This is a genomic window from Streptomyces sp. GESEQ-35 (assembly GCF_017948485.1).
In the GTDB taxonomy this organism is placed as follows: domain Bacteria; phylum Actinomycetota; class Actinomycetes; order Streptomycetales; family Streptomycetaceae; genus Streptomyces.
The window spans coordinates 1-22398 of record NZ_JAFFSX010000015.1 but is presented as its reverse complement, the minus strand read 5'-3'; the positions used below and the strand labels follow the sequence as shown (position 1 = coordinate 22398).

The window sequence follows — 22398 nt, the reverse complement described above, 5'->3', positions numbered from 1 at the left end:
GAGTGCCTTCAGGTGGCCACCGCGGAGCCGAAACACGCAGACGACGCCGATCCGGACCCAGGACTCGGCCCGCGAATACGCGTGCCCGCACCGCAGACCGACAGTGCGGACGGCGGTACGGCAGCAGAGGTCAGGCGTGCTGTCCTGGCCTTCCGTGAACGGCTCCTGCGCCACCCCGTCCTGTCCGTCACCGCCCTCTCGGCCGCCCTCCACGTCGTCTGGTTCTTCACGTTCGCGAACAGTGGCGGCGACCTCGCGGCGCAGGACGCCTGGGCCGAGTTCGTCGGCCGGCACCCGGACTCGGCGTACAACCTCGCCTGGTACGGCGGTATGCACCCGGTGTCGTACAGCGTGGTGTCGCCGTATCTGATGTCCGTCCTCGGTGTCCGTACGACGATGATGATCGCGGGCACGGTCTCGGCCGGGCTGCTGACGATGATCCTTCTCCGCAGCCGCTCGGTACGGAACCCGCTGTGGGCGGCGCTCGCGGGCGTGTTCGCGTTCCTGTGCAATGCCGCGTCGGGGCGGGTGACGTTCGGTCTTGGCACGGTGTTCGCGCTGGGTGCGGTCGCGGTGGTGTTCTGCTGGCCGTACCGCTGGCGCTACAAACGCTGGGCGAAGGCGCTGTGCGCGGCCCCGCTGGCGGCGCTCGCCACGATGGCGTCGCCGGTGGCGGGCCTGTTCGTGGGGCTGGTGGCCGTCGCCCTCTTCCTTCAGAAGCGCCGGCCGGGCGCCTGGGCGCTGGGGCTCGCCCCTGCGGCCGTGGTCGCCGTGTCCGCCTGGATGTTCCCCTTCTCCGGCACCCAGCCGATGTCCTTCGGCTCGGCGTCGCTGCCGCTGCTGTCCTCGGTCCTCGTCCTCGTCGCCGTACCGCGCGATTGGAAGACGGTGCGGATCACGGCCGCCGTGTACGGCCTCTCGGTCCTGCTGGTGTGGCTGATCAGCTCGCAGATCGGCTCCAACATCACGCGGCTGCCGATGCTGTTCGCGGGAGTGGCGCTGGTGGCCGCGCTGCCGTTCACGGTGCCCCGCTCCCGCAAGTGGTACGCGCTCGTCGTGGCCGTCGTCGGCTTCAACGCGTGGATCGGCTTCAAGTCCGTCGACGACGTCGTGAACACGACCCCGACCGCCTCCTGGGCGCGCGAGCTGGCGCCGCTCGTCAACGAACTCCAGGAGGTCGGCGCCGAGAAGGGCCGCGTCGAGGTGGTCCCGGCCAGCTCCCACCGCGAGGCCTCCGCGCTCGCCCCGTACGTCAACCTGGCCCGCGGCTGGAACCGCCAGGCCGACATGGAACGCAACCCGCTCTTCTACGACGACACCCTCAACTCCGCCAACTACTACGAGTGGCTCAGGCGCTGGGCCGTCCACTTCGTCGTCCTGCCCAAGGGCAAGGCGGACGGCGACGGCGGGGAGCGCGAGCGGGATCTCGTCCAGCGCGGGATGCCGTATCTGAACCAGATCTGGGGCGACGCCAACTGGCAGCTGTTCCAGGTCACCGACCCGACGTCGCTCGCCGAGCCGAACGCCGTCGTCGAGCGCACCGAGCAGACCGAGCTGACGATGAAGGTCACCGTGCCCGGCCGCATCCTCGTCCGCATCCCGTACTCGCCGTGGCTGAGCATCATCGATGCCGAGGGCAAGAAGCTGAAGCCCCCGCAGGAGACGGACGCCTCCAAGGACCGCCCCGACGGCACCCCGAAGACGTACAACAACATCAACGGCTGCCTGACGGAGGCCGACGAGGACGCGGACGGCGACAAGTGGACCGTCCTGCTGGCACCGAAAGCGGGGACCTACCGGCTGGGTGCGCCGTACGTACTGCCACGGGGGACACCCTGCCCGGACGAGCTGAAGTAGGCCCGAGCCCTCACTTCACCGGGAACGCCACATCGCACACCGGATCCTCGGCCCCCGCCGCCTCCCAGTCGGCGAAGTACACCTCACGGCAGGGGCCCGCCTGCTCCAGACCCGCCGCCGCGATCCACTGCTCCACCGCCTCGAACGCGGCCAGGATCTGCGGATGGGCCACCTGGGCCTTGGTGATCCGGGTGTAGGCCAGCCGTTGCGCGGGCTCCACCTTGACCCGGGTCTCCCAGGCCCGCCCGTGCGCCTCGGCCCACGCCCGGGCCGCGGCCTCGTCGGCGACGGGGACGCAGGCCTCGGCGGGCCCGTCGCTCTCCATCGACACCTCGGCGTGGTAGGCGACGAACGGCGGCGCGGTGATGCCGCCGCACTCACGTGAGGCCGCCTCCAGGCGTCCCAGTGAGGCCCCGATCCACGCCGGCAGCTCGTCCGCCAGCGTGTGCCGGGTCTCGGTGATCACCACCTGCGCCGGCACGTCGACCGTCTCGACCTCAAATTTTCCGTACATCTCGGAGCTCCTCCCCGACAGTCGTCCACGGAGGTACTCGGCGAGCGTCCGCTGCCCCGCCACCCGCGCCTCGACGTCCGCCCAGTACCCGGCGAGCAGTCGCGCGGCCGCGTCACCGTCGGCCGCCTCGACGACCTCGGCGATCCGGGCGAGCGGCATGTCCAGCTGCCGCAGCAGGGCCACGAGCCGGGCGCGTTCGGCCTGGTCGGCACGGTAGTAGCGGTAGCCGCTGACCTCGTCGACGTGAGCCGGGGCCAGCAGCCCGAGCCGGTCGTACAGCCGCAGGGCCTTGGCCGAGAGCCGGGCCTTCGCGGCGAACGCTCCGATGGTCAGCAGATCCTTGTCCACCACGTCATCCTCCGTCACCGGGCGCCTTCCGCCCGGTGAGAAGGACGCTCATCCCTGCCCCAGGGGCAAGGTCAAGCCAGCTGTGCTTCCACCGCCGCCACGACCTCCGCCGACTCCGGCTCGGTCTGCGGCGAGAAGCGGGCGACGACCTCGCCGTCCCGGCCGATCAGGAACTTCTCGAAGTTCCAGCGGATGTCGCCGGTGTGCCCCTCGGCGTCGGCGAAGCCGGTCAGGCGGTCGTACAGCTGGTGCCGCCCGTCCCCGTTGACCTCGACCTTCTCGGTCATCGGGAAGGTCACGCCGTACGTCGCCGAGCAGAACTCGGCGATCTCCTCGGAGCTGCCGGGCTCCTGGCCCATGAACTGGTTGCACGGCACGCCGAGCACGGTGAAGCCGCGGTCGGCGTACTGCTCCTGGAGCTTCTCCAGGCCCGCGTACTGCGGGGTCAGCCCGCACTTGGAGGCCACGTTCACGACGAGGACGGCCTTGCCGGCGTACTGGGCGAGGTCGGCGGGGCCGCCGGTGAGGGCGTTGATGTCGATGTCGAGGGGGGAGAGGCCGTTGCTGTCTACATTCGTCATGAGGCGGATGCTAGCTCCACTGGACGGGCCGGATGGAAACTGCGGGTTGAGTGTGGCCGTTCGCGCCCACGCGGCGAGGCGCGTTCACCACACGCGAAACAAGAACTCCCGTGTCCGGAGCCGCCGGAGACTCCGCCCATGACCGGCTACAAGTCCCTGTTCCGCACAGCGGAGTTCACCCCGCTCTTTCTCACCTCCGCGGCAAGCGTCGCCGCCCAGACGATGGCCGGGCTGGCGCTCGGCACGCTCGTCTACCGGGCGACCGGGTCACCGCTGCTGTCGGCGGTGAGCATGTTCGGCCCATCGCTGGCGCAGATGCTGGGCGCGACGCTCCTGATGTCGGGCGCGGACCGGCTGCCGCCGAGGGCGACGCTGGTGGGGATCTCGGTCGCCTTCGCGGCGGCTACGGCGGTGCTGGCGGCGCCGGGACTGCCGATCTGGGCGGTCTTCGCCGTCGTTCTCGCGCAGGGGCTGGTCGCGTCGCTGGGCGGGGGAGTGCGGTGGGGGCTGGTGAACGAGGTGGTGGCCAAGGGCGGGTTCATGCTGGGGCGTTCGGTCTTCAACATGATGAGCGGGCTCGTGCAGATCACCGGATACGCCGTGGGCGGCGTGCTGTTGGCGGTGCTGTCCCCGGGCAGGGTCCTGCTGCTCGCGGCGGTGCTGCACGGCACGGCCGCGATCGGCCTGCGGCTCGGCCTGACGGCCCGCCCGCCGCGCGCGTCGGGCCGCCCCTCGGTGGCGGCGACCTGGCGCACGAACGGCCTGCTGTGGTCCTCCCGTCCACGCCGGTACGTCCTGCTCGCCCTCTGGATCCCCCAACGGCCTGGTGGTCGGCTGCGAGTCGCTGTACGTCTCCTACGCCCCCGCCGACGCGGGCACGCTGTTCGCCTGCGCGGCGCTGGGGATGTTCGTCGGGGACGTGACGGTCGGCCGGCTGCTGCCGCCCGGGGTGCGCGGGCGGCTCGGCGTACCGCTGCTGGTCCTGCTGGCGACGCCGTACGCCTTCTTCTTCCTGCACCCGCCACTCCCGCTCGCCGCGAGCCTGGTCCAGCAAGAGCACCTGATGTCCCTGACCCCGGACGAACTGGCGGGCCAGGCCCTGGGGTTGCACGGCTCCGGCATGCTCACGATGCAGGGCGTGAGCGCGGCACTGGCGGGCTCGGTCGCCCAACTGACCTCCCCCGCCACGGCGATGACGGTCATGGCGGCGGCGTCGCTAGGGGTGACGGGGGCGCTGAGCCACTTCGGCGAACTCCGGTGGCGCACAGCGGGCCCCGTAAGGGCCCGCCAGGGCCCGTAAGGGGCGCGGGGAACTGCGCGACCAGCCCCCACCGGCCCGCAGATGAATCACCGCCTTCCCAGCGGAGCGCTACGGCTTGCGTCCCACCCCGCAGTAGGCGTCGACGACGACCGGTTCACCGGACTCCGGACGCCACTCGGTCACCTGGACGACACCCGGGTCCACCAGTTCCAGGTCGTCGAAGAACCCGGCGATCTCCCCAATGCTACGGACGTAATAAGGCACCGCGCCGCTCGCGTTGTACGCCTCCGACGCGGCGATCATGCCCTCGCTGGTGGCGGTGGAGTCGCTGATCACCAGGTAGCTGCCCGACGGCAGGCCCGCCATGAACGCGCGCACCAGTGCGCGCGCCTGCTCATGGTCGGCGACATGACCGAGGGTGTTGAGGATCATCAGGGCGACCGGCCGGGAGAGGTCGAGCGTGCCCGCGGCGGCCTCCAGGACGGCCTTGGGGTCGTACAGGTCGGCGTCCAGATAGGAGGTCGTGCCCTCGGGGGTGCTGGTGAGCAGGGCGTTCGCGTGGGTCAGCACGATGGGGTCGTTGTCGACGTACACGATCCGGGCGTCCGGCGCCACGCGCTGGGCCACCTCGTGCGTGTTGTCGGCGGTCGGCAGTCCCGTACCCACGTCCAGGAACTGCCGTATGCCCTGCTCGACGGCGAGGTGGCGGACGGCACGCCCCAGGAAGAGCCGGCTCGTGACGGCCACGTCGACGAGACCGGGGAAGATCTCCTTGATGTGGTCCCCGATCTCCCGGTCGGCCGGGTAGTTGTCCTTGCCGCCGACGAAGTAGTTCCAGAACCTGGCCGAATGCGGCTTGGTCGTGTCGATCCGGGCGCGTATCTCAGCGGCGGCGGCGACGTCGGGGGTGGAGTCCGGCACGGGGAGCCTCCTGCACCTTGATGTGGATGGCGGGTGTGGGTGATCAGGTACCAACTTAAATCAACTCACTGTGCGAACAGGGCCGTTCGGAGAACCGCGCGCGCGACGCCTTGACGTGTCCCTGCCCTGGTGGGTTCATGGGAGCGCTCCCATGTTTCTGTTGATGCTCAGGTTTCCTGGCGCTCATTCACCTGGAGTCGCAGTGCGAAGAGTGATCACTGTTCTACTGGCGTTACTCATGGGCCTGTCGGCCCTCGGTACGGCCCCCGCCCAAGCCCAGTCGCCCGCCACCCGGGCCACCGGCATCCACATCGACAACGGCCGTCTGCTCGAAGGCAACGGCAACGACTTCGTCATGCGGGGCGTGAACCACGCCCACACCTGGTACCCCGGCGAGACACAGTCACTGGCCGACATCAAATCCTTCGGCGCCAACACCGTCCGGGTCGTCCTCTCCAACGGCCACCGCTGGACGCGGAACAGCGCCGAGGACGTGGCCGCGGTCGTCGCCGACTGCAAGGCCAACCGCCTGATCTGCGTCCTGGAAGTGCACGACACCACCGGCTACGGCGAGGAGGCCGCGGCCGCCACCCTCGACTCGGCGGCCGACTACTGGATCGGCCTGAAGGACGTCCTGGCCGGCCAGGAGAACTACGTCGTCATCAACATCGGCAACGAGCCCTGGGGCAACACGAACCCGGCAGGCTGGACCGAGCCGACCACCGCCGCCGTACAGAAGCTGCGCTCCGCCGGCTTCGAGCACACGATCATGGTGGACGCCCCCAACTGGGGCCAGGACTGGCAGGGCGTCATGCGCGCCAACGCCCGGACCGTGTACGACGCCGACCCCACCGGCAACCTGATCTTCTCGATCCACATGTACAGCGTCTACGACACGGCACCGGAGATCACCGACTACCTGAACGCGTTCGTGACCGCCGGACTGCCCATCCTGATCGGCGAGTTCGGAGGCCCCGCCGACCAGTATGGTGACCCCGACGAGGACACGATGATGGCCGCGGCCGAACAACTCGACCTCGGCTATCTGGCCTGGTCCTGGAGCGGCAACACCGACCCGATCCTCGACCTGGCGATCGGCTTCGACCCGAATCAGCTCAGCTCCTGGGGCCGGCGCGTCCTCAACGGCGCGAACGGCATCGTCCAGACGTCGAAGGAAGCCACCGTCTTCGGCGGCACCGGTGCCGACACCCAGGCCCCGACGGCCCCCGGCACGCCGACGGCGTCCGCGGTCACGTCGACGTCGGCGACCCTGACGTGGGCTGCCGCCACGGACAACGTCGGCGTGACCGCGTACGACGTGGTGCGCATCGAGGGGACCGCTGACCTGCCGGTCGCCGCCTCCACCACCAACACCGTCACCCTGACCGGCCTCACCGCCGACACGGTGTACACCTTCGCCGTCCACGCCCGCGACGCGGCCGGCAACCGCTCTTCACGCTCGGCGACGGTGCGCGTCACGACGGACGAGGGCGGGGGAGTGGGCTGCACGGTCGGCTACCGGGCGGTGAGCGAGTGGCCGGGCGGTTTCCAGGGGGAGATCGTGATCCGGAACACCGGAGCGGTGGCGCTCAGCGGCTGGACGCTCGCCTTCACCTTCCCCGACGGCCAGACCGTCACCCACATGTGGGGCGGGACCCCGGCCCAGGCTGGTGGTGCGGTGACGGTGACTCCCGTGAGCTATACGTCCACCATTCCGGCGGCGGGGGCGGTGACGGTGGGGTTCACCGGGGCGAAGGGGGCCACGAACACTGCTCCAACGTCCTTCAGCATCAACGGGGCGATCTGCGGGGGCGCCTGAACTAAGGGGTCTCGCGGCGGGTGCGGGCGTCGTGTGCGGCGATGACGGCCTGGAACTGCTCGGCTCCGTCGCGGATGCGACCCGTCGCCAGGTAGGCCTGGCCCAGGCGGGTGCGGATGTCCATCTCCAGCCAGTCGTAGCTGGGGTCGGTGAGAGGGTTCAGCAACTGGTGCTGAAGGAGGGCCTGGTGGTGCAGGGCAATGGCTGCGACCGGATCTCCGTCGCCCTGCTCCGCCGTGCCGAGCCGGGTCAGGCTGCGGGCGAGCAGGAAGATGTCGCCGACCTGCTCGACCAGGTGGATCGCCTCGCGGTACAGGCGCTTGGCGTCACCGTACTGGCCGAGACGGAGGTGGACGTCGGCGGCGCAGCTCAGCGGCCTGCCCAGCATGCGGGGTCTGCCGTCCGACCGGGCATGGGCGTGGGCGTCTGCAAAGCAGGCCAGCGCCTCCTCGTTCCGTCTCTCGAGGTAGTGGGACAGGCCGAGGACGACGAGTCCCATCGAGGCGATCCAGTCGTTACGCAGTCGTTTTGCCAGGTCCACCCCCGCGACGAGATGGGTGATCGCCCGGTCGCCTTCGCCCAAACTCAGGTTGAGAGCCCCCAGCCCGACGCGGGCCCGGGCCTCTTCCCACGGTTGGGTGCGGCGTCGGCTGAGGTCGAGACCCTCGGTGAAGTAGGTGCGCGCCTCCGTGTACCGGCGTTGGTATAGGGCGGTGTAGCCCGACGAGTTCCGCAGGGCGGTGGCCATCTGCTGGTCGGTGGCCTTGTCCACCTGCGCGAGTGCGATCTCCAGGGCCGTCTGGGACTCGTGGTAGCGGCCCTGCCGTACGAAATAGTCGACCAGCGCCTCGGCGATCCAGCAGGCGTAGTCGGCCTCGCCATGGGCCCCGGCGTGTCCGACGACATCAGTCAGTTCTCCACCGGCGGCATCCAGCCATGCCTCCGCGTCCTGCCAGTGTGTGAACGGCGCGTCGGTGGGTTGGGGTCCGGTCGGGAAACCGCGTGGGCCCCAGTCGCTGGCCATCCGGGCCGCGTCCAGGTAGAGACGGAGCGCGGCCCTGCGTGCGGCAGCGGCTTCGCCCGGCGCGGCCTCCGCGAGCCGCCGCGCATGCACCCGTACCAGGTCGTGCAGTCGGTAACGGCCCGGCCGCGGCTCCTGCACCAGACTCGCGTCGACCAGGCTCTCCAGAACCCGCTCCGTCTCGTACGACGGACAGTCGAGCATCGTCGCAGGCGTCAGCACGTCGAACTCGACGGTCGGCGCCAGCCCCAGCACGCGATAGCCCCGCTGCTGCTCGGGCGAGAGCTGGTCGTACGACACCTGGAAGGTGGCCTCGACGCTGCGGTCCCCCACACTCAGCTCCCCGAGCCGCCGCCGCTCGTCACCCGCCATACGGCCGACCAGGTGCTCCACCGTCCAGCCGGCGCGGTTCTGCAACCGCGACCCGGCGATGCGCAGTGCGAGCGGCAACCCGTCGCACAGTCCGACCAGTTGCTCCGTCGCCTCCCGCTCCCTGCTCGCGCGTTCCGCCCCGATGAGGTGGGTGAGGAGGGAGACGGCGTCTCCGTTCGCGAGGGGTTCCAGGGTGACTCGTCGGTCGGCGTCCAGGTCGGCCAGCCGTCGGCGGCCGGCCACCAGCACCCGGCTGTCCGCTCCGGCGGGCAGCAGCGGCCGTATCTGGTCGGCGTCCAGGGCATCGTCCAGGACGAGGAGGAGCCGTAGCGGGCTGGTGGCCGCGCGCCAGACGGCGGTGAGTTCGTCGAGGTCGCTCGGCAGCTCGCCCTGGGCGGCGCCGAGTGAGCGCAGCAGCCGTTGCAGGGCCTGCTCCGGCGTCTGCCGTCGCTGTGTACTGTGCGCGCGGAGGTCCACGAACAGGCAGCCGTCGGGGTACTGGGCGCTGAGCTCCCGGGCCGCCCGTACGACGAGCGCGGTCTTGCCGACGCCGGCCGTGCCGTCCACCGTCACGATCGACACGGATCCGGGCGCGGAGGGCGCGATCAGCTGGGCCAGTTCGGTCTCTCGTCCGGTCAAGTGCCCTGCGTCGCCCGGGAGTTCATTGACGGTACGGCGAGGGCGGGCGACCCGGCCGGTCAGGCGTACGTCGTCCCTGCGCAGCACCGCCTCGTGCACACGGCGGAGTTCCGGCCCGGGATCGACGCCGAGTTCCTCGCGCAGGCGCTCGCGCACTCCTTGATAGACGGTCAGCGCCTCCGCCTGGCGTTCGCTGCCGTACAGGGCGCGCATGCGCAGCGCCGTGAGCGACTCGTCGTACGGGCTGGAGAGGGCCAGGGCGGCGAGGTCGTCCAGTGCGTCGGTGAAACGGCCGAGCAGCACCAGGCAGTCGAGGCGCTCGACCTGCACCGTGCGCAGGCGCTGCGACAGCCGCTGTCGTTCGGCGTCCGCGAAGGGTCCGGGCAGTCCGGCCAGCGGCTCGCCGCGGAGCAGGGCGAGTGCCCCGGAAAACCGGTCCAGCGCGGTGGCCGGATCGCCGGCCGCCTTCGCACGCCGGGCGCGGTCGACCTGTTCGGCCAGTTCGGTCACGTCCAGCCGGACGGCGTCGGCCGGGAGCCGGTAGCCGCCCCGTTCCCCGCGGATCACGGAGTCCGCCGGGCCGGTGCCGTGCGCGTCGAGGGTCTGCCGTAACGCGTAGACATAGCTGGGCAGTACGCTGCGGCCGGTCTTCGGCGGATCGGCTCCCCAGACCCCGTCGAGCAGCTGCTCATGGCTCACCAGCAGGCCCGGACGCAGTGCCAGCGCGGCCAGCACCGCCTGGCGCCGGACGGGCCCCAGATCCAGCGGTGTGCCGTCACACCAGGCCCGTACGGGCCCGAGCACCGCGAGCCGAAGCCGTTGAGGAGATCCCCCGCCCACCCGAAGCCTCCGCCCCGCTCCGCGCATCATCAGAATTTCATCGGCATTGCACCGTCTGCCGCCACGGTTTGCAAGTGCCCATCGGGTCCCACGGAAAACCGCGGGGCGTTACCGGAGGGCGCGCCGTACCGGGCGGCGGCCGTTTGCGGGGGGAACGGCCGCCGCCCCTTGGAGAAAGGAACACGGACGTGGCGGTCGACGACGGGTCTCTCACGAGCTTGCTGCAACAGCGGAGGCTGTTCCTCACACCGGAGCGCAGGCGTGCGGGGGTAGTGGTGTACGTCTGTGTCGACGACGGGTTTCCCGGCGGATTCCCGGTCGGTCGCGTCATCCCGTGCGAGGCCGGGACCTGGTCCGCGTACGCCCGGGTCCGTTCCGGCCGCGTCTTCGCCGACGACCTGGTGTCGGCCGGGTTGCCGAGCCTGGAGGAGGCCGTACGGGCCGTGGTGGGTCACGCCCGGTACGGCGATGTGCTGCTCGCCATGGAAGACGTACCGGCCCGATAGCGCCGGCTCTACTCGTCCTCCCCGATGCGCACGACCGCCAGCGTGATGTTGTCGGGGCCGCCTGCCTCGATGGCGGCCTTCCACAGTTCGAAGGCCGCGCGTCCGTCGTCGTACTTGCGCATCACCGCGTCGATGACCTCCGTCGTCAGCGGGTCGGTCAGACCGTCCGTGCAGACGAGGAAGCGGTCGCCGGGCGACAGGGGTACGGACGTCACGTGGGGGCGGATCTCGCGGTAGACGGGGCTGCCGCCCAGGCACTGGGTGACGAGGGACGTGGTGCGCTGCCCCGGTTCGAGCGGCGGGCTGTCGTCGACGCTCACCTGACGCAGCCCGTCCCGGGAGGCCGCGAAGACGCGGCTGTCGCCCACGTTGAACACCAGCAGCGAGTCGGACCGGACGACGACGCCGGCCACCGTCGTGCCCATGGCCGAGAGCTCGCCGCCCTCGTCGCCGCCCGCCGCCTCGTACACGGCGCGATTGCAGGCGTTCAGGGCGGCGCGTACGGCGTCCTCGCTGTTCAGGGCGGGACCGACCGACGCGATCCGGCGGACCGCCAGGGCGCTCGCCACCTCACCGCCGGGATGCCCGCCGAGGCCGTCGGCGACGGCGACGACGAGGGGCATCCCGAGCGGGAAGGCCAGGGTCTGCGGACTCTCGGTCACCGTGGCGCACAGCGTCCACGGGCCGACGACGAGGCTGTCCTCGTTCCGGTCCCGCAACAGCCCGGGATGGCTCACCGCGCTCACGGCGACGTACGGCACAGGCACCACCGATCACCGTTGTCCGACGCTCACCGCTCCACGTACTCACTCTCCGCGTATTCCTTGAATTGCTCCAGATCGCTGCGGACGAGCCGCTCGATCACGTTCGCCTGGGCGAATCCCCTCGGCCCGCCGAAGGTCTCCCTGACGGTGTCGGGGTCGTACTCGAGCCGGGCCTGGACCCGGGTGTGGTTCCGGTCGATGGGCTGTAGCGAGAAGGAGCCCGTCAGCTCGGGGGCGCTCGTGGTGCGCCACTCCATCACGCGTTCGTCGCCGCGGTCGGAGACCTCGGCCGCGAACTGCCGGGTCTGCCCGCCGGCCTCGACGTCCAGCCGCGCCCGGCCTCCCGCCTCCGTATACGCGCCGTGTACGCCCGCCACGAAGTGCGGATAGTTCTCCAGCCGGTGCAGGCCGTCCCAGGCCGTGTCGATCGGGACACCGACATCGATGTGTTCTTCGAGGGTGCTCATGGCCACCTCCGGGTTCGGCTCATGACGCATGACCTTCCGCTTCCAGTGTGCGCCCTGAATCGTCGGCCGGCCGACCTGCGGGAGAGGGCCTGCACGAGATCCCTACCCTCCTGCCCAGGGCTCAGCGTGCGCCGTACGGAGCGCCCGACATGAGGGGACGCAGTGCGGCGTTTCCCCCCGTCGTCACCGGCCTGACCGAGGTGCCCCGCGCGGTGACGTTGGCGACCGCCACGACCCGCGTCCTGCGGCCCGACGCCACCGAACCGCAGCGCCTGGAGGACAGCCGGCTCGACGTCCTGGTCCACCTGTCGGGCAGAGGATCCGTCGCGGACACGGGGCGCTCAGCGCGTATCGCCTGCACCAGAAACAGGCCGGCGATCATTCACATGGAGGCGGGGGAGGTTGTGGCGGACGGGGTGGAGGTGGGCGCAGAGCTTCTCTTGCCGCCTTCTACTTCCGTCTTCTACCACCGCGGCGGCTTCCTGCTGCTCGACCGCACACCGGACGGCACGTTCGCCCAACTCGCCGAGGCCTGGTCCGGGCGGGTGCGCGCCGTGCCTGACGACCACGCGACGCCGACCGGGGTGCTGGTACGTCCGGACGGGGTGGTCGCTCGGGCCTCCGACACCGACACCGACACCGACACCGCCGACGTCGCCGGCCTCGAAGCAGCCCTGCACCGATGGGCCGGCGCGCCGTCGTCCTCACCTCAGCAGCAGCCGGCGGGCTGACCTGCCGTCCGGGTCGACCTGCCGTCCGGGTCGACCTTGGCCGACGTACTGCTGCGCAACGTGAGAGCAAACGGTGCGGGCATTTTCAGCGCGAATCAAGGCTAACCCGCCTGGTAGGCGGCACGGGCCGCGGTCACCGTCTCAAGGTTCGCGTCGGCCCAGTCCGCGATGTTGTAAAGGGCGGCGTTCAGGGTCCGCCCGGCCTCCGTCAGCTCGTACTCGACCTTCGGCGGGACGGACGGATACACCGTCCGGGTGATCAGCCCGTCGCGTTCGAGACCGCGCAGGCTCGCGCTCAGCATTCGCTGCGTGACCGGCTCGGCCGCCCGGCGCAGCTCGTTGAACCGGAGCGGACCATTGCCGAGCACCTGTAGCACGATCACCGGCCACCTCTGACCGACCAATGCCAGCATCGACCGGATCAGGTCACACCGCTCCGGCCTCTCAGGCAGGCCCGCGTTCACCATCGTAGGTTCCTTTCGCGATACCAGGTAACAGATAAGTGCGTTCTTGCCACCCATTGTTACCGGCGGCAGGCTGATCAGGTGGCTCCACTCCTACCCAATCAGTGAAAGAGGACCGCATGAGCTTCCCCTGGTCCGACCTGCCGCACGACGATCCGGCCTGGTTCAAGCCCGGCGCTCACTATGTGCCCTCCGGCCAGGGCCCGACCGTCTGGGCAGCCGGTGACATCTACACCATCAAGGCCACCGGTGCGCAGACGAACGGGGGACTCGGCCTGATCGAGGCGACCGTGCCGGCCGGCAGCGGGCCGCCGCCACACGCGCACCCGAACGAGGAAGAGACCTTCTACGTCCTGTCCGGCGAGCTCGAGTTCCTGGACGGCGACACCACCTTCATGGCGGTCGCCGGCGACTTCGTCCACATTCCCCGCGGCGTCCGGCACCGCTTCCAGAATGTCGGCAACCACGCCGCGAAGATGCTCTTCATCTACACCCCGCCCGGGATGGAGCAGATCATCGCCGACCAGGCCGTGCCCGCCAGGCCCGGTGAACCCGTCCCGGGTCCGAACGACGAGGAATGGCTCCGACGCCTCCCCAACATCGCCGAACTGGGTCAAGGGATCATGCTGCCTGACCCTGAATAGGGTCGGCCGGAGCTTGTATCGCCCACCGGAAACACTGTCGAGCGGACGCTCGGCGTCACGGGCGGGTAAGTGCCTCCGTGAGCCCTTCGAGATCCTGCACGGTGACCGTCAGCGCGGAGTGGCCCTTACGGCCGAGCGGCGACGGCACCTTTTCCCGGAAGTGGATACACACGCCGGCGTTCGCGTTCGTTCCGAACGTGAGCCCGTCGTCCTTCAGAGAGCCTCGGGCACCCGCCGCCGTCCACCAGCGGTAGTTCCGGGTGATGTGGGCGCCGTCGACATTCTCCAGCGTGGTCTCGAGCTTGACGAGGCCGAACGTCGCCCGCAGCAGACCGTCGTCGGTGAGGCTGACTCCGTCCTTCGCTGGACGGACACCGTAGACACCCCAGAAGACGACCAGCCGCTTGTCGAACGAGTATCGGTACCACGTGGTCATGGGTATCTGCATCCATTCACGGCGTAGGACGGCGTAGGACGGCGAAGGCCAAGGATTGGAAGCGTGCCCTATGTACATCATCGTGCCTCACACGCTGCACGCTCGTGCGCTCGATCGGCATCTCCGGAGCCGGCGCGGTGGCCGCCTCGGTCACCGCGCCCACGAGCGCGTTGTGGATCGCGGCCACCTTGTATGTCCTCCTTGTGGTCACCATGACGGCACTGGCGCTACGCGGTCGATTCCTCCAGCGCATGCTGCCGGGCCTTCTCCCCATGCCGACGTCAGCGACAGCACGCGGAAGCGGCGGCTCGACGGGTCCCCGACACTCGAAAGATTGGCTTCCGAAAGATGGGCACTTTCATGACCTGGAAATCGCCCGACCTGACCGGCCGGACCTACGCGGTCACCGGCGGCAACGCCGGAATCGGCTACTTCATCTCCGAACGGCTGACCGCCGCGGGCGCCGATGTCGTGATCCTCGCCAGAAACGCCGACCGTGCACGGGCCGCCGCCGACGCGATCCGTAGCCAAACCGGCAGAGCAGTCGCCGCTACCCTGCCGCTCGATCTCGCCGACCTGGACTCGGTCGCCACGGCCGCGGCTGAATTGTCCAAACGGGACCGTCTGAATGGGCTGATCCACAACGCGGGCATCACCGCGGGGAAGCAACGCCAGACCACGCGCCAGGGCTTCGAACTCGTCGTGGGCACCAACCACCTTGGACACTTCGCGCTCGCCGCACAGACCATGCCGATCCTCGCCGCCACGCCAGGCAGCCGAGTGGTCCTCGTCAGCAGCCTCACGACCAAGCTGGTCAAGTTCGACCCTGAAGACCTCCAGAGCGAGCGGTCCTACACGCAACAGAAAGCGTATGCCCAGTCCAAACACGCCGTCCTGCTGTTCGCCTTCGAGTTCGATCGCAGATTGCGGGCGTCCGGAGTGGACGTTCGCGCCATCGCGGCGCATCCCGGCCTCAGTGTGAACACGTTCAGCCCGGCTCGACCCGGGATCAACCGGGCGTCCGGGATCCGGTTGCCGTTGCCTGTCCAAGGAAAGGATCGTGGCGCGCGGCCGGCATTGCGCGCCGCCACCGACCCGGACGCGCTCAGCGGTCAGTACTACGGACCGAAGCACGGCAGTTTCGGCCGCCCCGTCGTGGTGTCACCACCACAAATCAGCAGGAATCCCGAACTGGCCGCGCGGCTGTGGACCCAGTCCGAGCAGTTGACCGGCGTCACCTTCGAAATCCCTGGAGGTGAAGGGTGAACGTGACAGCAATCGAACAGCTCACGAAGAGCCGCAACGTCAGCTTGACGACCTACCGCAGGGTCGCTGTCGTTGATCGATGACCTGGACCACAGGGTGGTGATCGCACCGGCGCGCTGTTACCGGGGTGGCGGCCGGACTTTCTTCGCCAGCCAACTCCCTGACCCGCGTGCGCACTTCGGAGCGTGCGGCCCGGGTCGCGGTACGCGCACCTCGTCTGACCAGGCAAGACGCTGACCTGCGCGTTCTCGGGACGGTCGTCGAGACTCCCCGTTGTTCCCGGCTCCGTGCCGCTCCATCGGGCACGCAAGGGGCACTGGCGCCCGCCTGCCGCGCTCTCCGGCGGGAGGTGGCCCCCGCGGAGGCGCTGTCGACGTTCAGGCCCCGCGTCAAACCGTGGTGGGGGCAGCCAGTGTCGGGTCCTGGCCGGAGCGGCGTAGCGACTGGGCGATGAATCCGGACGCCACCAGTTCGGTCACGAGTTCACTGAGAAACTGCGTGGTCTTCGGGCTCCGCTCCTTCGTTGTGCCCATGGCCTGTCGGATCGTCATGAACGCCGGCTCCAGCAGGCGCAGTTCGGGCCGCTGCGAAACGTGCGCGGTCAGCGGTTGGCGGATGCCGGCCGCCACGTCCAGGCCCTCGGCGTGGAAGACGTCGACACCCTCGTCGCCGCGCACCACGGTGGCGTGACGCAGGGTGCGGCTCAGGTAGAGGTCGTACGCGGACCCCTTTTTGACGCCGATGCGTACCCCGTCCCGGTCCACGTCGTCGCCAGACACGAACGCCGAGTTCACCGGTGCCGCGTACACCCCCTCGATGTGCACGTACGGCTTGCTGAATGCGACTTCCTTCTCGCGGTCCGGATCCACGGCCAGGAAGCACAGGTCGGCGTGGCCCTCGGCCATCGCGGCGTACGACTTGCGGGCCGCATCGAAGCAGATGAACTGCACCGGCAGAGCCAGACGTGCGGCAACCTCACGGGCAAGCTCGACAGTGACCCCGGACGGCTCGTCGGGGGTGCCCTGAGCGAGGACTGGGTTGCCGAGGTTGATGGACGCGCGCAGCACTCCGGTGGGGGCCAGGTCGTGCGCAAGCTCTACGTCTACTGGCGTCATGGCCCGAGCCTAGGCTGCACGACGCTCGCCACGGCACGGCCACCCTGCTCACGCCGGACCGGAGTCGGGCCCCGAGTCGAGGACCCCCAGCGCGAAGCCATGAGCCACATGGCCCGACTGCTCAGAAGGAGGCGCCCCGGTGGTCAGTAACCACCCGCGTCGATGGCAGAAGTAGATGTCAAAGGCCCCGGACCATGATCGGTCCGGGACCTTTTCGCTGGTGCCCCCGGCAGGATTCGAACCTGCGACACCCGCTTTGGGAGTTTTCTCGTGGCGGGGCTGTGACCTGCGGAGACGTCGAATGGTGAGCCGTTGGCTGCTGAGCCGGGCGTCTGGCTCGGCGCGGGGACCCGAGTGAGCTACTTGCCGAGGACGAGGGTGTTGTTGCACCCCAGGCGTGAGCCGAGGTTGGTGGTTTGCGGGCCAGGTGAGACCTTGCCGTTGGACCAGTTGCCGTACGCGGACTGGCCCTGTACGTCGGTGTTCTCTTCGGTCGTACTGCATGAGGTGCTCTGGGTGATGACGATCGTCTTGCTCACCTCGCCGCGGTGCTTGTGCCCTTTCCCTTTCCCGTGCCCGTGCCCGTGCCCTTTTTCGTGCCCTTTTTCGTGCCCGTTCCCGTGGGCGTAGGCGGTGCCGGCGCCGAGGAAGCCGACGGTGCCGAGGAGGACGGCTACGACAGCCGTCTTGAGAGTCTTGCGCATGTCTTCTCCGAGCGTTGAAGCGGACGCGTATGCGATCCACCACGTCATAAGATGGCGAGAGGTTAATAAGCAAATGTCTGATATTGGCTCGTCGGCACGCCGGATCGTCTGATCAACGAGCGCGGGCGTCGGTTCGGCGGCCGGCTCAAGTTCCCTGTGCCGTCAAGGCATTACGAGGCCGAACGCGGGCGTAGGCGCTCCGCGCCGAACCACCCGTGTGGCCGCGCCGCGAGCGCGAGGCGGCGTGGGCCATTCGGCGCTGAACCAGGGGCACCGACGAAACTCCCGGGTGGTGTCGGCGAGTTCGCCTCACGACGGCGCAGCTCGACGACGTCACGCGCCGTGTACGACGGGGAGCGATCTCCGGCAGCGTGGGGAGCGACGAACTGGGTCTGGCCCGTAGCGGCACGCGGGTGGCACGACCTCTGAAACGCCGAAGGGCCAGCTTGGGGGAAACCCCTCATGAGCAGCTGGCCCTTCTCGCACGGCGAGCCACTTGATCCGGCTCATGCCGCCCTGTATCGGGCTCCGTCCGCTCACGCATCGCTCACGCGCTGTCGGCTGCTGAGCAGCGCGTGGGTCAGATCTGGCCGAGGTCGATCTCCACCGGGAAGGGGGCCGCTGCCTTGAGGACGCCGGTGAACACGTCTCCGTCCCGGTAGGTCTTCGTCGCGGGGTCGAGAACGTAGGTGTACACGAGAGGAACGCCTGTCGCGGCCTGCTCGATCCGCCAGTAGAAGCCGATGCCTGCCTTGGCGTACTGGTCGACCTTCACGATCCGGTCGGTGGTCTCCGAGCCTGGCGACACCACCTCCGCGACCAGCAGCACGTGCTCTGGGCGGGTGGGGGTGATGTCGATGGTGTCTGCGCGGTACACGACGACGTCCGGGCGGCGATTGGTGAGCGGGACGTCCTGAAGCCGGACATCGAAGCCCGTATCGGCGTTCCACTCCGGGCCCGCGGCGGCATCCAGGGCGTTCGCCAGAATCCGGGCCGGCCGGTTGTGCCGCTTGGACGCACTCGGCCTCACGACGACCATCCCGTCCACGATCTCGATACCGGCGCACTGCTCCTGGGACCAGGACGCGTACTCCTCCGCCGTGATCTGCTCATGCATCCACGCCGGGGCCACCATCTCGGCCGTCATGAAGCACCTCCCGGACACTGTGCCGCGGGCCCGATCCCGCTCGATTCAGCGTATTGTCTGCCGTCCGTCCGGCACGCTGATCTCGCTCACGCCCCCTCCCCGTCGGCAGGTATCCGACCAGCGAGCCCACGACCACCCGGCGACGTGAACCATCTTGGAATCCTGGGCCGCAGGACGCACCGAACGCCGAACGACGATTGGATTCGACGGTTCTGGCGTGAACGGTTCTGGCGTGAACGGATCGGGCGTACGGTCCGTATGCATATCCGATCGGGGTGCGTATCCGGACGAATTGCTCGATCTTCATGGGTTAGCCCGATCTTCATGGGTTAGTACGCGCAGGCCGCGAGTGCAGCGGCCACGGGGGATGCGAGGAGAGCATGGCGATGGCGAGTAACACGGTGCGCAGAGGCACCGTGACTCCGGTGGATGCGGCGCGCTGGGCGATGTGGACTTTTGTCATCGTCAACGTGGTGACCGTCGAGGCGCTGTTCCTCAGCGCCGGTTCAGGCAAGAACGGGGTGCTTACGGTCGCCAAGTTCTTCGGACTGCACGCGGCCCTGCTGATGCTGTGCCAACTGCTGCTGGTGGCCCGGCTGCCCTGGCTGGACCGCCGCATCGGGATGGACCGGCTCACGGTGTGGCACCGCTGGGTCGGCTTCTTGCTGCTGTGGACCGTGCTCACCCACGCAACGCTGGTGGTGCTCGGCTACGCGACCCTCGACGACACGTCCATGGGGAAGACGTTCGTCGCACTGAGCGGGGTGGTGGCGTCCCTGCTGGGCATGTGGGCCGCGGCCGTCATCGTCGTGATCGCCGTGATCTCCACCCGGCCCCTGCGGCGGCGGCTGCGGTACGAGGTCTGGCACGGGCTGCACCTGCTGCTCTACGTGGCCCTGGGCCTGGCGTTCGTCCACCAGTTGGAGGAGACCACGACCTTCACGTCCTCCGCGTTCGCCGAGGCCTACTGGTGGATCCTGTGGCTGTTCTCCTTCGGCGCCCTGCTGACCGGACGCGTCGCCATGCCGCTCTGGCGCAACGCCTACCACCAGTTCCGCGTTGCGGCCGTCGTACCCGAGTCGGACAACGTGGTCTCCGTGTACGTCACCGGCCGGCACCTCGACAAACTCCCCGCCCGCGCGGGCCAGTTCTGCATCTGGCGGTTTCCCGGGCACAACCACTGGTGGCTGGCCAACCCCTTCTCCCTGTCGGCGGCGCCGGACGGACAAGGACTGCGCCTCACGGCGAAGGCGGTGGGCAGTGCCAGTGCCGGCCTGCGGAACGTCCCGGTCGGCAGCCGCGCCGTCGTCGAGGGACCGTACGGCGCGTTCACCTCGCTGCACCGGACCCGGCCCGGCACCCTGCTGATCGCCGGGGGTGTGGGGATCACGCCCGTGCGGGCCATGCTGGAAGAGGAGGCGCCCGGCGACGTCATCGTGCTGTACCGGGTGCGCAGCGAGGCCGACGCCGTGCTGCTGAACGAGGTGCGCCACCTGGTCGCGCTACGGGGCGGACGGCTGCACCTGCTCACCGGCAGAACCGGCGAGAGCGGCACCCCGCCCTTCGACCCGGGCAACCTGCACCGGCTGGTCCCCGACATCACCGAACGCGACGTGTACGTCTGCGGGCCGCCCGCCATGACCAGCACCGTACTCGCCGGCCTACGAGACCTGCGGGTCCCTGCGCGACAGGTGCACGCGGAGAAGTTCGGCCTGGCCTGAACCGGAAGGGGGTCCGACGTTCAGGTCTGCGCATACGGGCCTGCTACGGGCCGAGCAGTACTACCGCTCACGATGGCAGCGGATCGTTCTGTTGACGGTGTTCCGTAAGACGAGGATGCGTGAGGCGGCAGAAGTCGAGCGTGTGCATCAGGCCCAGAACGTCTGCGAGGCCGAGCACGGCCGGGCCGAGCACACCTACGATCGGCGCAAGGAGAGTTGATGAATCACAGCATGTGGAGGACGCGCCGGGCCCGGCAGCTTGCGGGTGAGGCGGTGGAGTACGACCAGGAGTACGTCGACGCGCGGCTGGCCGGCGATCTTGGGCAGGCGGTCTACGACCGTCGGATCGAACTCGGCCTGTCCCAGGCCGAACTGGCCGAGCGGGCCGGGATGACGGAGCCTCAGGTGTCCCGGATGGAGGGCGGCGACACCGTGCCTACTCTCCCGCTGCTGCGACGCCTGGCCAAGGCCCTGGACGGCACCCTGAACCTGGCCATCGACGAGGGCGACTCCCGCGTCACCTTCACTCCGCACGCCGCCTGAAACCGATCCCCGCCCGGTCCGTCGAGGACGTCGTCGACCTGATTCGGTACGCGTCGTAGATGCCGTGTGGATGAGATTGATCGGGCGAGCCTGCCGCACGCCGGGGACTCGGCCGAGATCGTGCCGGGCCTGTTGCATGGCTTGGGATCATCCAGTGGCGAGTTGAGCGATGCGGTGCTGGATGCAGCTGCGCATTCACTTCTTCGGTCGCAGGGAGGACCACAGCGAACCGGTGAGCGAGGTTGCGCCGCCAACCCGGCAGTGCACATCATCGGCTTCATCCCTGGTGGGAGCGCTTCCTTCTGAGGGCATGCCAGATCAGGAGAAGGAGCGACGGAATGAACCTCGACCGCCCAGCGCAGCCCTCCCAGGCGGCCACAGTTACGTCGTGTGACATGGGCAACGTGCCGAACGCGCTCGACCCTCCGCCGGTCGCCGACTGGGCGAGCTACGACGACGTGCCGTCGGCGCTCCAAGTACGGGATGCCGAGGAGTGAGGCGGTACTGAGCGGCGCGCCGGCAAGGTAGCCAGACGTGGGTCTGGCCCGCCCTGGCGCTGTGCCGCGCACACGAAGGCCCCTCCCGTCCGCTGGACCGAAGGGGTACCTGACCTGGTGTTTCTCTGTGCCCCCGGTAGGATTCGAACCTGCGACACCTGCTTTAGGAGTTCGATCGGGCGGCTCTCATACGGCCCTCGTAGTGCTACCGGTATGGCGGGTGCGATCGCTCAAGGTCGCCTGAGTCCAACGGCGTTGATGTCAGGTTGGATGGCCCGATGGAGCGCGTTGAGGCAGCGCTGTTCACTGATGGTGGAAACGACGCTGTGGTTCGCCTCCCCGGCCGGAGGTTCCCCGGGGTACTGATCCAGGGCGACTCCCTTCACATCCTCCGCAGCGACCTGGCCGACGCTCGGGATTCCGCTGGCCTTCTCCTAGCGGGCCTTGATGCCTTGCTGGCGCGCTACGCGGATGCGCTGCAAGAGCACGAGATTCCAAGGCCGTACTGAGCAGCGAAACCTACGACCTCTTCGTCCCGAAGCAACTTGGGATGCTCCCTGCCCTTGGCCTGCCGCGCCTGTCACCTGAGCTGATGGTCCGCTGGCGTCCACGGTTGTTCGCGGTTGTGCGTTGCGATTGTCAGGCAGTTAGGGCGTGCAGATCATTAACTCGTCTTTTTGACCTTGGTCTGGGTGGGGTCGGGAGCGAGGAACGTCGTGACGTCGGCTGGTGTGCGGAGGCGGGCAGTTGAGGTGTTGATGGGGTGGCCATGTGCTTCGAGGAGTGGGCGGACTTCCTGTTTCGCACGGCTGATGGTCATGGCAGTGACTCCGAGGAACTGGCCGAGGAGGTCCATGGTGGCAAGTTTGCGCAGGTGGAGCACGGTGGCCAGGATCCGGTCGGCTGGGGTGAGCTTGGCTTTGGCGCCTGTGCCGGGGGCCACGAGGCGCTCGTGGCCGCGGCGTGTGCGGAGCACTTGCTCGTGTTGGATCTCCAGCGCGGGAGTCAGCGCGTCGATGAGCTCGCTGAGCTGCTGACGGGTCATGCCGGTCAGTTCGGGGTCCTGCAGCGAATGCCGTGTGAGGCGAGGCGGTCTGTCCGCCGGGGCCTGGTCTGACGTGCTGTTGATCGTCTCCGCGTCCAGCGGATGCTGGGGGTGGAGGGTGTAGTTCCAGTCGCCGTGAAAGCGGTGCCGGGTGATCGGCAGGGCGGCGATCTCA

Annotated in this window: 22 protein-coding genes, 1 tRNA gene and 2 pseudogenes; 12 read left to right on the top strand and 13 right to left on the bottom strand. The window is 69.2% G+C overall.

Going from position 1 to position 22398, the window contains the following annotated elements; genetic code table 11:
- Positions 1-12: 12 nt before the first annotated feature.
- A complete protein-coding gene (locus KCH87_RS26950; RefSeq protein ID WP_210588855.1) occupies positions 13-1857 on the top strand; it encodes an MFS transporter in 1845 nt (614 codons plus the stop codon).
- 10 nt (positions 1858-1867) lie between these two features.
- On the opposite strand, the gene KCH87_RS26945 is transcribed toward KCH87_RS26950, so the two are convergent.
- Complete coding sequence (locus KCH87_RS26945) at positions 1868-2737, bottom strand: MerR family transcriptional regulator (RefSeq protein ID WP_210588854.1); 870 nt, start codon at positions 2735-2737, stop codon at positions 1868-1870.
- Positions 2738-2790: 53 nt separating this feature from the next.
- Positions 2791-3300 (bottom strand): glutathione peroxidase, encoded by a 510-nt coding sequence (locus KCH87_RS26940; RefSeq protein ID WP_210588853.1) that lies wholly within the window; start codon positions 3298-3300, stop codon positions 2791-2793.
- A 138-nt stretch (positions 3301-3438) separates the two neighbouring features.
- Here KCH87_RS26940 and KCH87_RS26935 point away from each other — a divergent pair.
- A pseudogene (locus KCH87_RS26935) lies at positions 3439-4600 on the top strand (MFS transporter).
- Positions 4601-4669: 69 nt separating this feature from the next.
- Here KCH87_RS26935 and KCH87_RS26930 read toward each other — a convergent pair.
- Complete coding sequence (locus tag KCH87_RS26930; protein WP_210588852.1) at positions 4670-5482, bottom strand: SAM-dependent methyltransferase; 813 nt, start codon at positions 5480-5482, stop codon at positions 4670-4672.
- 238 nt (positions 5483-5720) lie between these two features.
- Here KCH87_RS26930 and KCH87_RS26925 point away from each other — a divergent pair, with 238 nt between their 5' ends.
- Entirely contained in the window at positions 5721-7301 is a 1581-nt protein-coding gene (locus tag KCH87_RS26925) for a cellulase family glycosylhydrolase (RefSeq protein WP_247196911.1), read from the top strand.
- Position 7302: 1 nt separating this feature from the next.
- On the opposite strand, the gene KCH87_RS26920 is transcribed toward KCH87_RS26925, so the two are convergent.
- Positions 7303-10173 carry a BTAD domain-containing putative transcriptional regulator gene (locus KCH87_RS26920; protein WP_308298927.1) on the bottom strand — a complete coding sequence of 957 codons (2871 nt, stop codon included), beginning with the start codon at positions 10171-10173 and terminating at the stop codon, positions 7303-7305.
- Between the two features lie 188 nt (positions 10174-10361).
- Here KCH87_RS26920 and KCH87_RS26915 point away from each other — a divergent pair, with 188 nt between their 5' ends.
- Positions 10362-10679 (top strand): hypothetical protein, encoded by a 318-nt coding sequence (locus KCH87_RS26915; protein ID WP_210588850.1) that lies wholly within the window; start codon positions 10362-10364, stop codon positions 10677-10679.
- A gap of 8 nt (positions 10680-10687) precedes the next feature.
- Here KCH87_RS26915 and KCH87_RS26910 read toward each other — a convergent pair whose 3' ends face one another.
- A complete protein-coding gene (locus tag KCH87_RS26910; protein ID WP_210589016.1) occupies positions 10688-11440 on the bottom strand; it encodes a PP2C family serine/threonine-protein phosphatase in 753 nt (250 codons plus the stop codon).
- A 29-nt stretch (positions 11441-11469) separates the two neighbouring features.
- Positions 11470-11910 carry an SRPBCC family protein gene (locus KCH87_RS26905; protein WP_210588849.1) on the bottom strand — a complete coding sequence of 147 codons (441 nt, stop codon included), beginning with the start codon at positions 11908-11910 and terminating at the stop codon, positions 11470-11472.
- 149 nt (positions 11911-12059) lie between these two features.
- Between KCH87_RS26905 and KCH87_RS50485 the strand changes: the two genes are divergently transcribed.
- Positions 12060-12641 carry a hypothetical protein gene (locus KCH87_RS50485; protein ID WP_308298926.1) on the top strand — a complete coding sequence of 194 codons (582 nt, stop codon included), beginning with the start codon at positions 12060-12062 and terminating at the stop codon, positions 12639-12641.
- A 101-nt stretch (positions 12642-12742) separates the two neighbouring features.
- Here the strand turns inward: KCH87_RS50485 and KCH87_RS26895 are convergent, their stop codons facing one another.
- The gene (locus KCH87_RS26895) at positions 12743-13108 is read right to left on the bottom strand and encodes a helix-turn-helix domain-containing protein (RefSeq protein WP_210588848.1); all 366 of its coding nucleotides are present in this window, start codon (positions 13106-13108) and stop codon (positions 12743-12745) included.
- A 116-nt stretch (positions 13109-13224) separates the two neighbouring features.
- On the opposite strand from KCH87_RS26895, the gene KCH87_RS26890 reads away from it, so the two are divergent.
- Positions 13225-13749 (top strand): cupin domain-containing protein, encoded by a 525-nt coding sequence (locus tag KCH87_RS26890; protein ID WP_210588847.1) that lies wholly within the window; start codon positions 13225-13227, stop codon positions 13747-13749.
- Positions 13750-13804: 55 nt separating this feature from the next.
- Here KCH87_RS26890 and KCH87_RS26885 read toward each other — a convergent pair whose 3' ends face one another.
- Positions 13805-14185 (bottom strand): hypothetical protein, encoded by a 381-nt coding sequence (locus KCH87_RS26885; RefSeq protein WP_210588846.1) that lies wholly within the window; start codon positions 14183-14185, stop codon positions 13805-13807.
- A gap of 360 nt (positions 14186-14545) precedes the next feature.
- Between KCH87_RS26885 and KCH87_RS26880 the strand changes: the two genes are divergently transcribed.
- Entirely contained in the window at positions 14546-15451 is a 906-nt protein-coding gene (locus tag KCH87_RS26880) for an SDR family NAD(P)-dependent oxidoreductase (RefSeq protein ID WP_210588845.1), read from the top strand.
- 389 nt (positions 15452-15840) lie between these two features.
- Here KCH87_RS26880 and KCH87_RS26875 read toward each other — a convergent pair whose 3' ends face one another.
- The 4 genes from KCH87_RS26875 to KCH87_RS26860 form a co-directional block, all read right to left on the bottom strand.
- Complete coding sequence (locus tag KCH87_RS26875) at positions 15841-16566, bottom strand: transporter substrate-binding domain-containing protein (RefSeq protein WP_210588844.1); 726 nt, start codon at positions 16564-16566, stop codon at positions 15841-15843.
- 218 nt (positions 16567-16784) lie between these two features.
- Positions 16785-16862: transfer RNA gene (locus tag KCH87_RS26870), tRNA-OTHER, on the bottom strand.
- A 63-nt stretch (positions 16863-16925) separates the two neighbouring features.
- A complete protein-coding gene (locus KCH87_RS26865) occupies positions 16926-17270 on the bottom strand; it encodes a hypothetical protein (RefSeq protein ID WP_210588843.1) in 345 nt (114 codons plus the stop codon).
- Positions 17271-17850: 580 nt separating this feature from the next.
- Positions 17851-18417, bottom strand: a complete 567-nt coding sequence (locus KCH87_RS26860; RefSeq protein ID WP_210588842.1) for a Uma2 family endonuclease — start codon at positions 18415-18417, stop codon at positions 17851-17853.
- A gap of 386 nt (positions 18418-18803) precedes the next feature.
- On the opposite strand from KCH87_RS26860, the gene KCH87_RS26855 reads away from it, so the two are divergent.
- The 5 genes and pseudogenes from KCH87_RS26855 (at position 18804) to KCH87_RS50795 (ending at position 21687) form a co-directional block, all read left to right on the top strand.
- Positions 18804-20138 carry a ferric reductase-like transmembrane domain-containing protein gene (locus KCH87_RS26855; protein WP_210588841.1) on the top strand — a complete coding sequence of 445 codons (1335 nt, stop codon included), beginning with the start codon at positions 18804-18806 and terminating at the stop codon, positions 20136-20138.
- A gap of 73 nt (positions 20139-20211) precedes the next feature.
- A pseudogene (locus KCH87_RS49280) lies at positions 20212-20358 on the top strand (type II toxin-antitoxin system RelE/ParE family toxin); the annotation flags it as partial.
- Positions 20358-20681 (top strand): helix-turn-helix domain-containing protein, encoded by a 324-nt coding sequence (locus KCH87_RS26850; protein WP_210588840.1) that lies wholly within the window; start codon positions 20358-20360, stop codon positions 20679-20681. The pseudogene KCH87_RS49280 and the gene KCH87_RS26850, both read left to right, overlap by 1 nt.
- Positions 20682-21019: 338 nt before the next feature.
- Positions 21020-21178 (top strand): hypothetical protein, encoded by a 159-nt coding sequence (locus KCH87_RS26845; protein WP_210588839.1) that lies wholly within the window; start codon positions 21020-21022, stop codon positions 21176-21178.
- Positions 21179-21456: 278 nt separating this feature from the next.
- Positions 21457-21687: a hypothetical protein gene (locus KCH87_RS50795; RefSeq protein WP_374199039.1), complete on the top strand. Its 231-nt coding sequence runs from the start codon at positions 21457-21459 to the stop codon at positions 21685-21687.
- A 155-nt stretch (positions 21688-21842) separates the two neighbouring features.
- Here KCH87_RS50795 and KCH87_RS26840 read toward each other — a convergent pair.
- Positions 21843-22398, bottom strand: a 556-nt coding sequence (locus tag KCH87_RS26840; protein ID WP_210588838.1) for a transposase family protein, incomplete at its 5' end; no start/stop codon positions are given.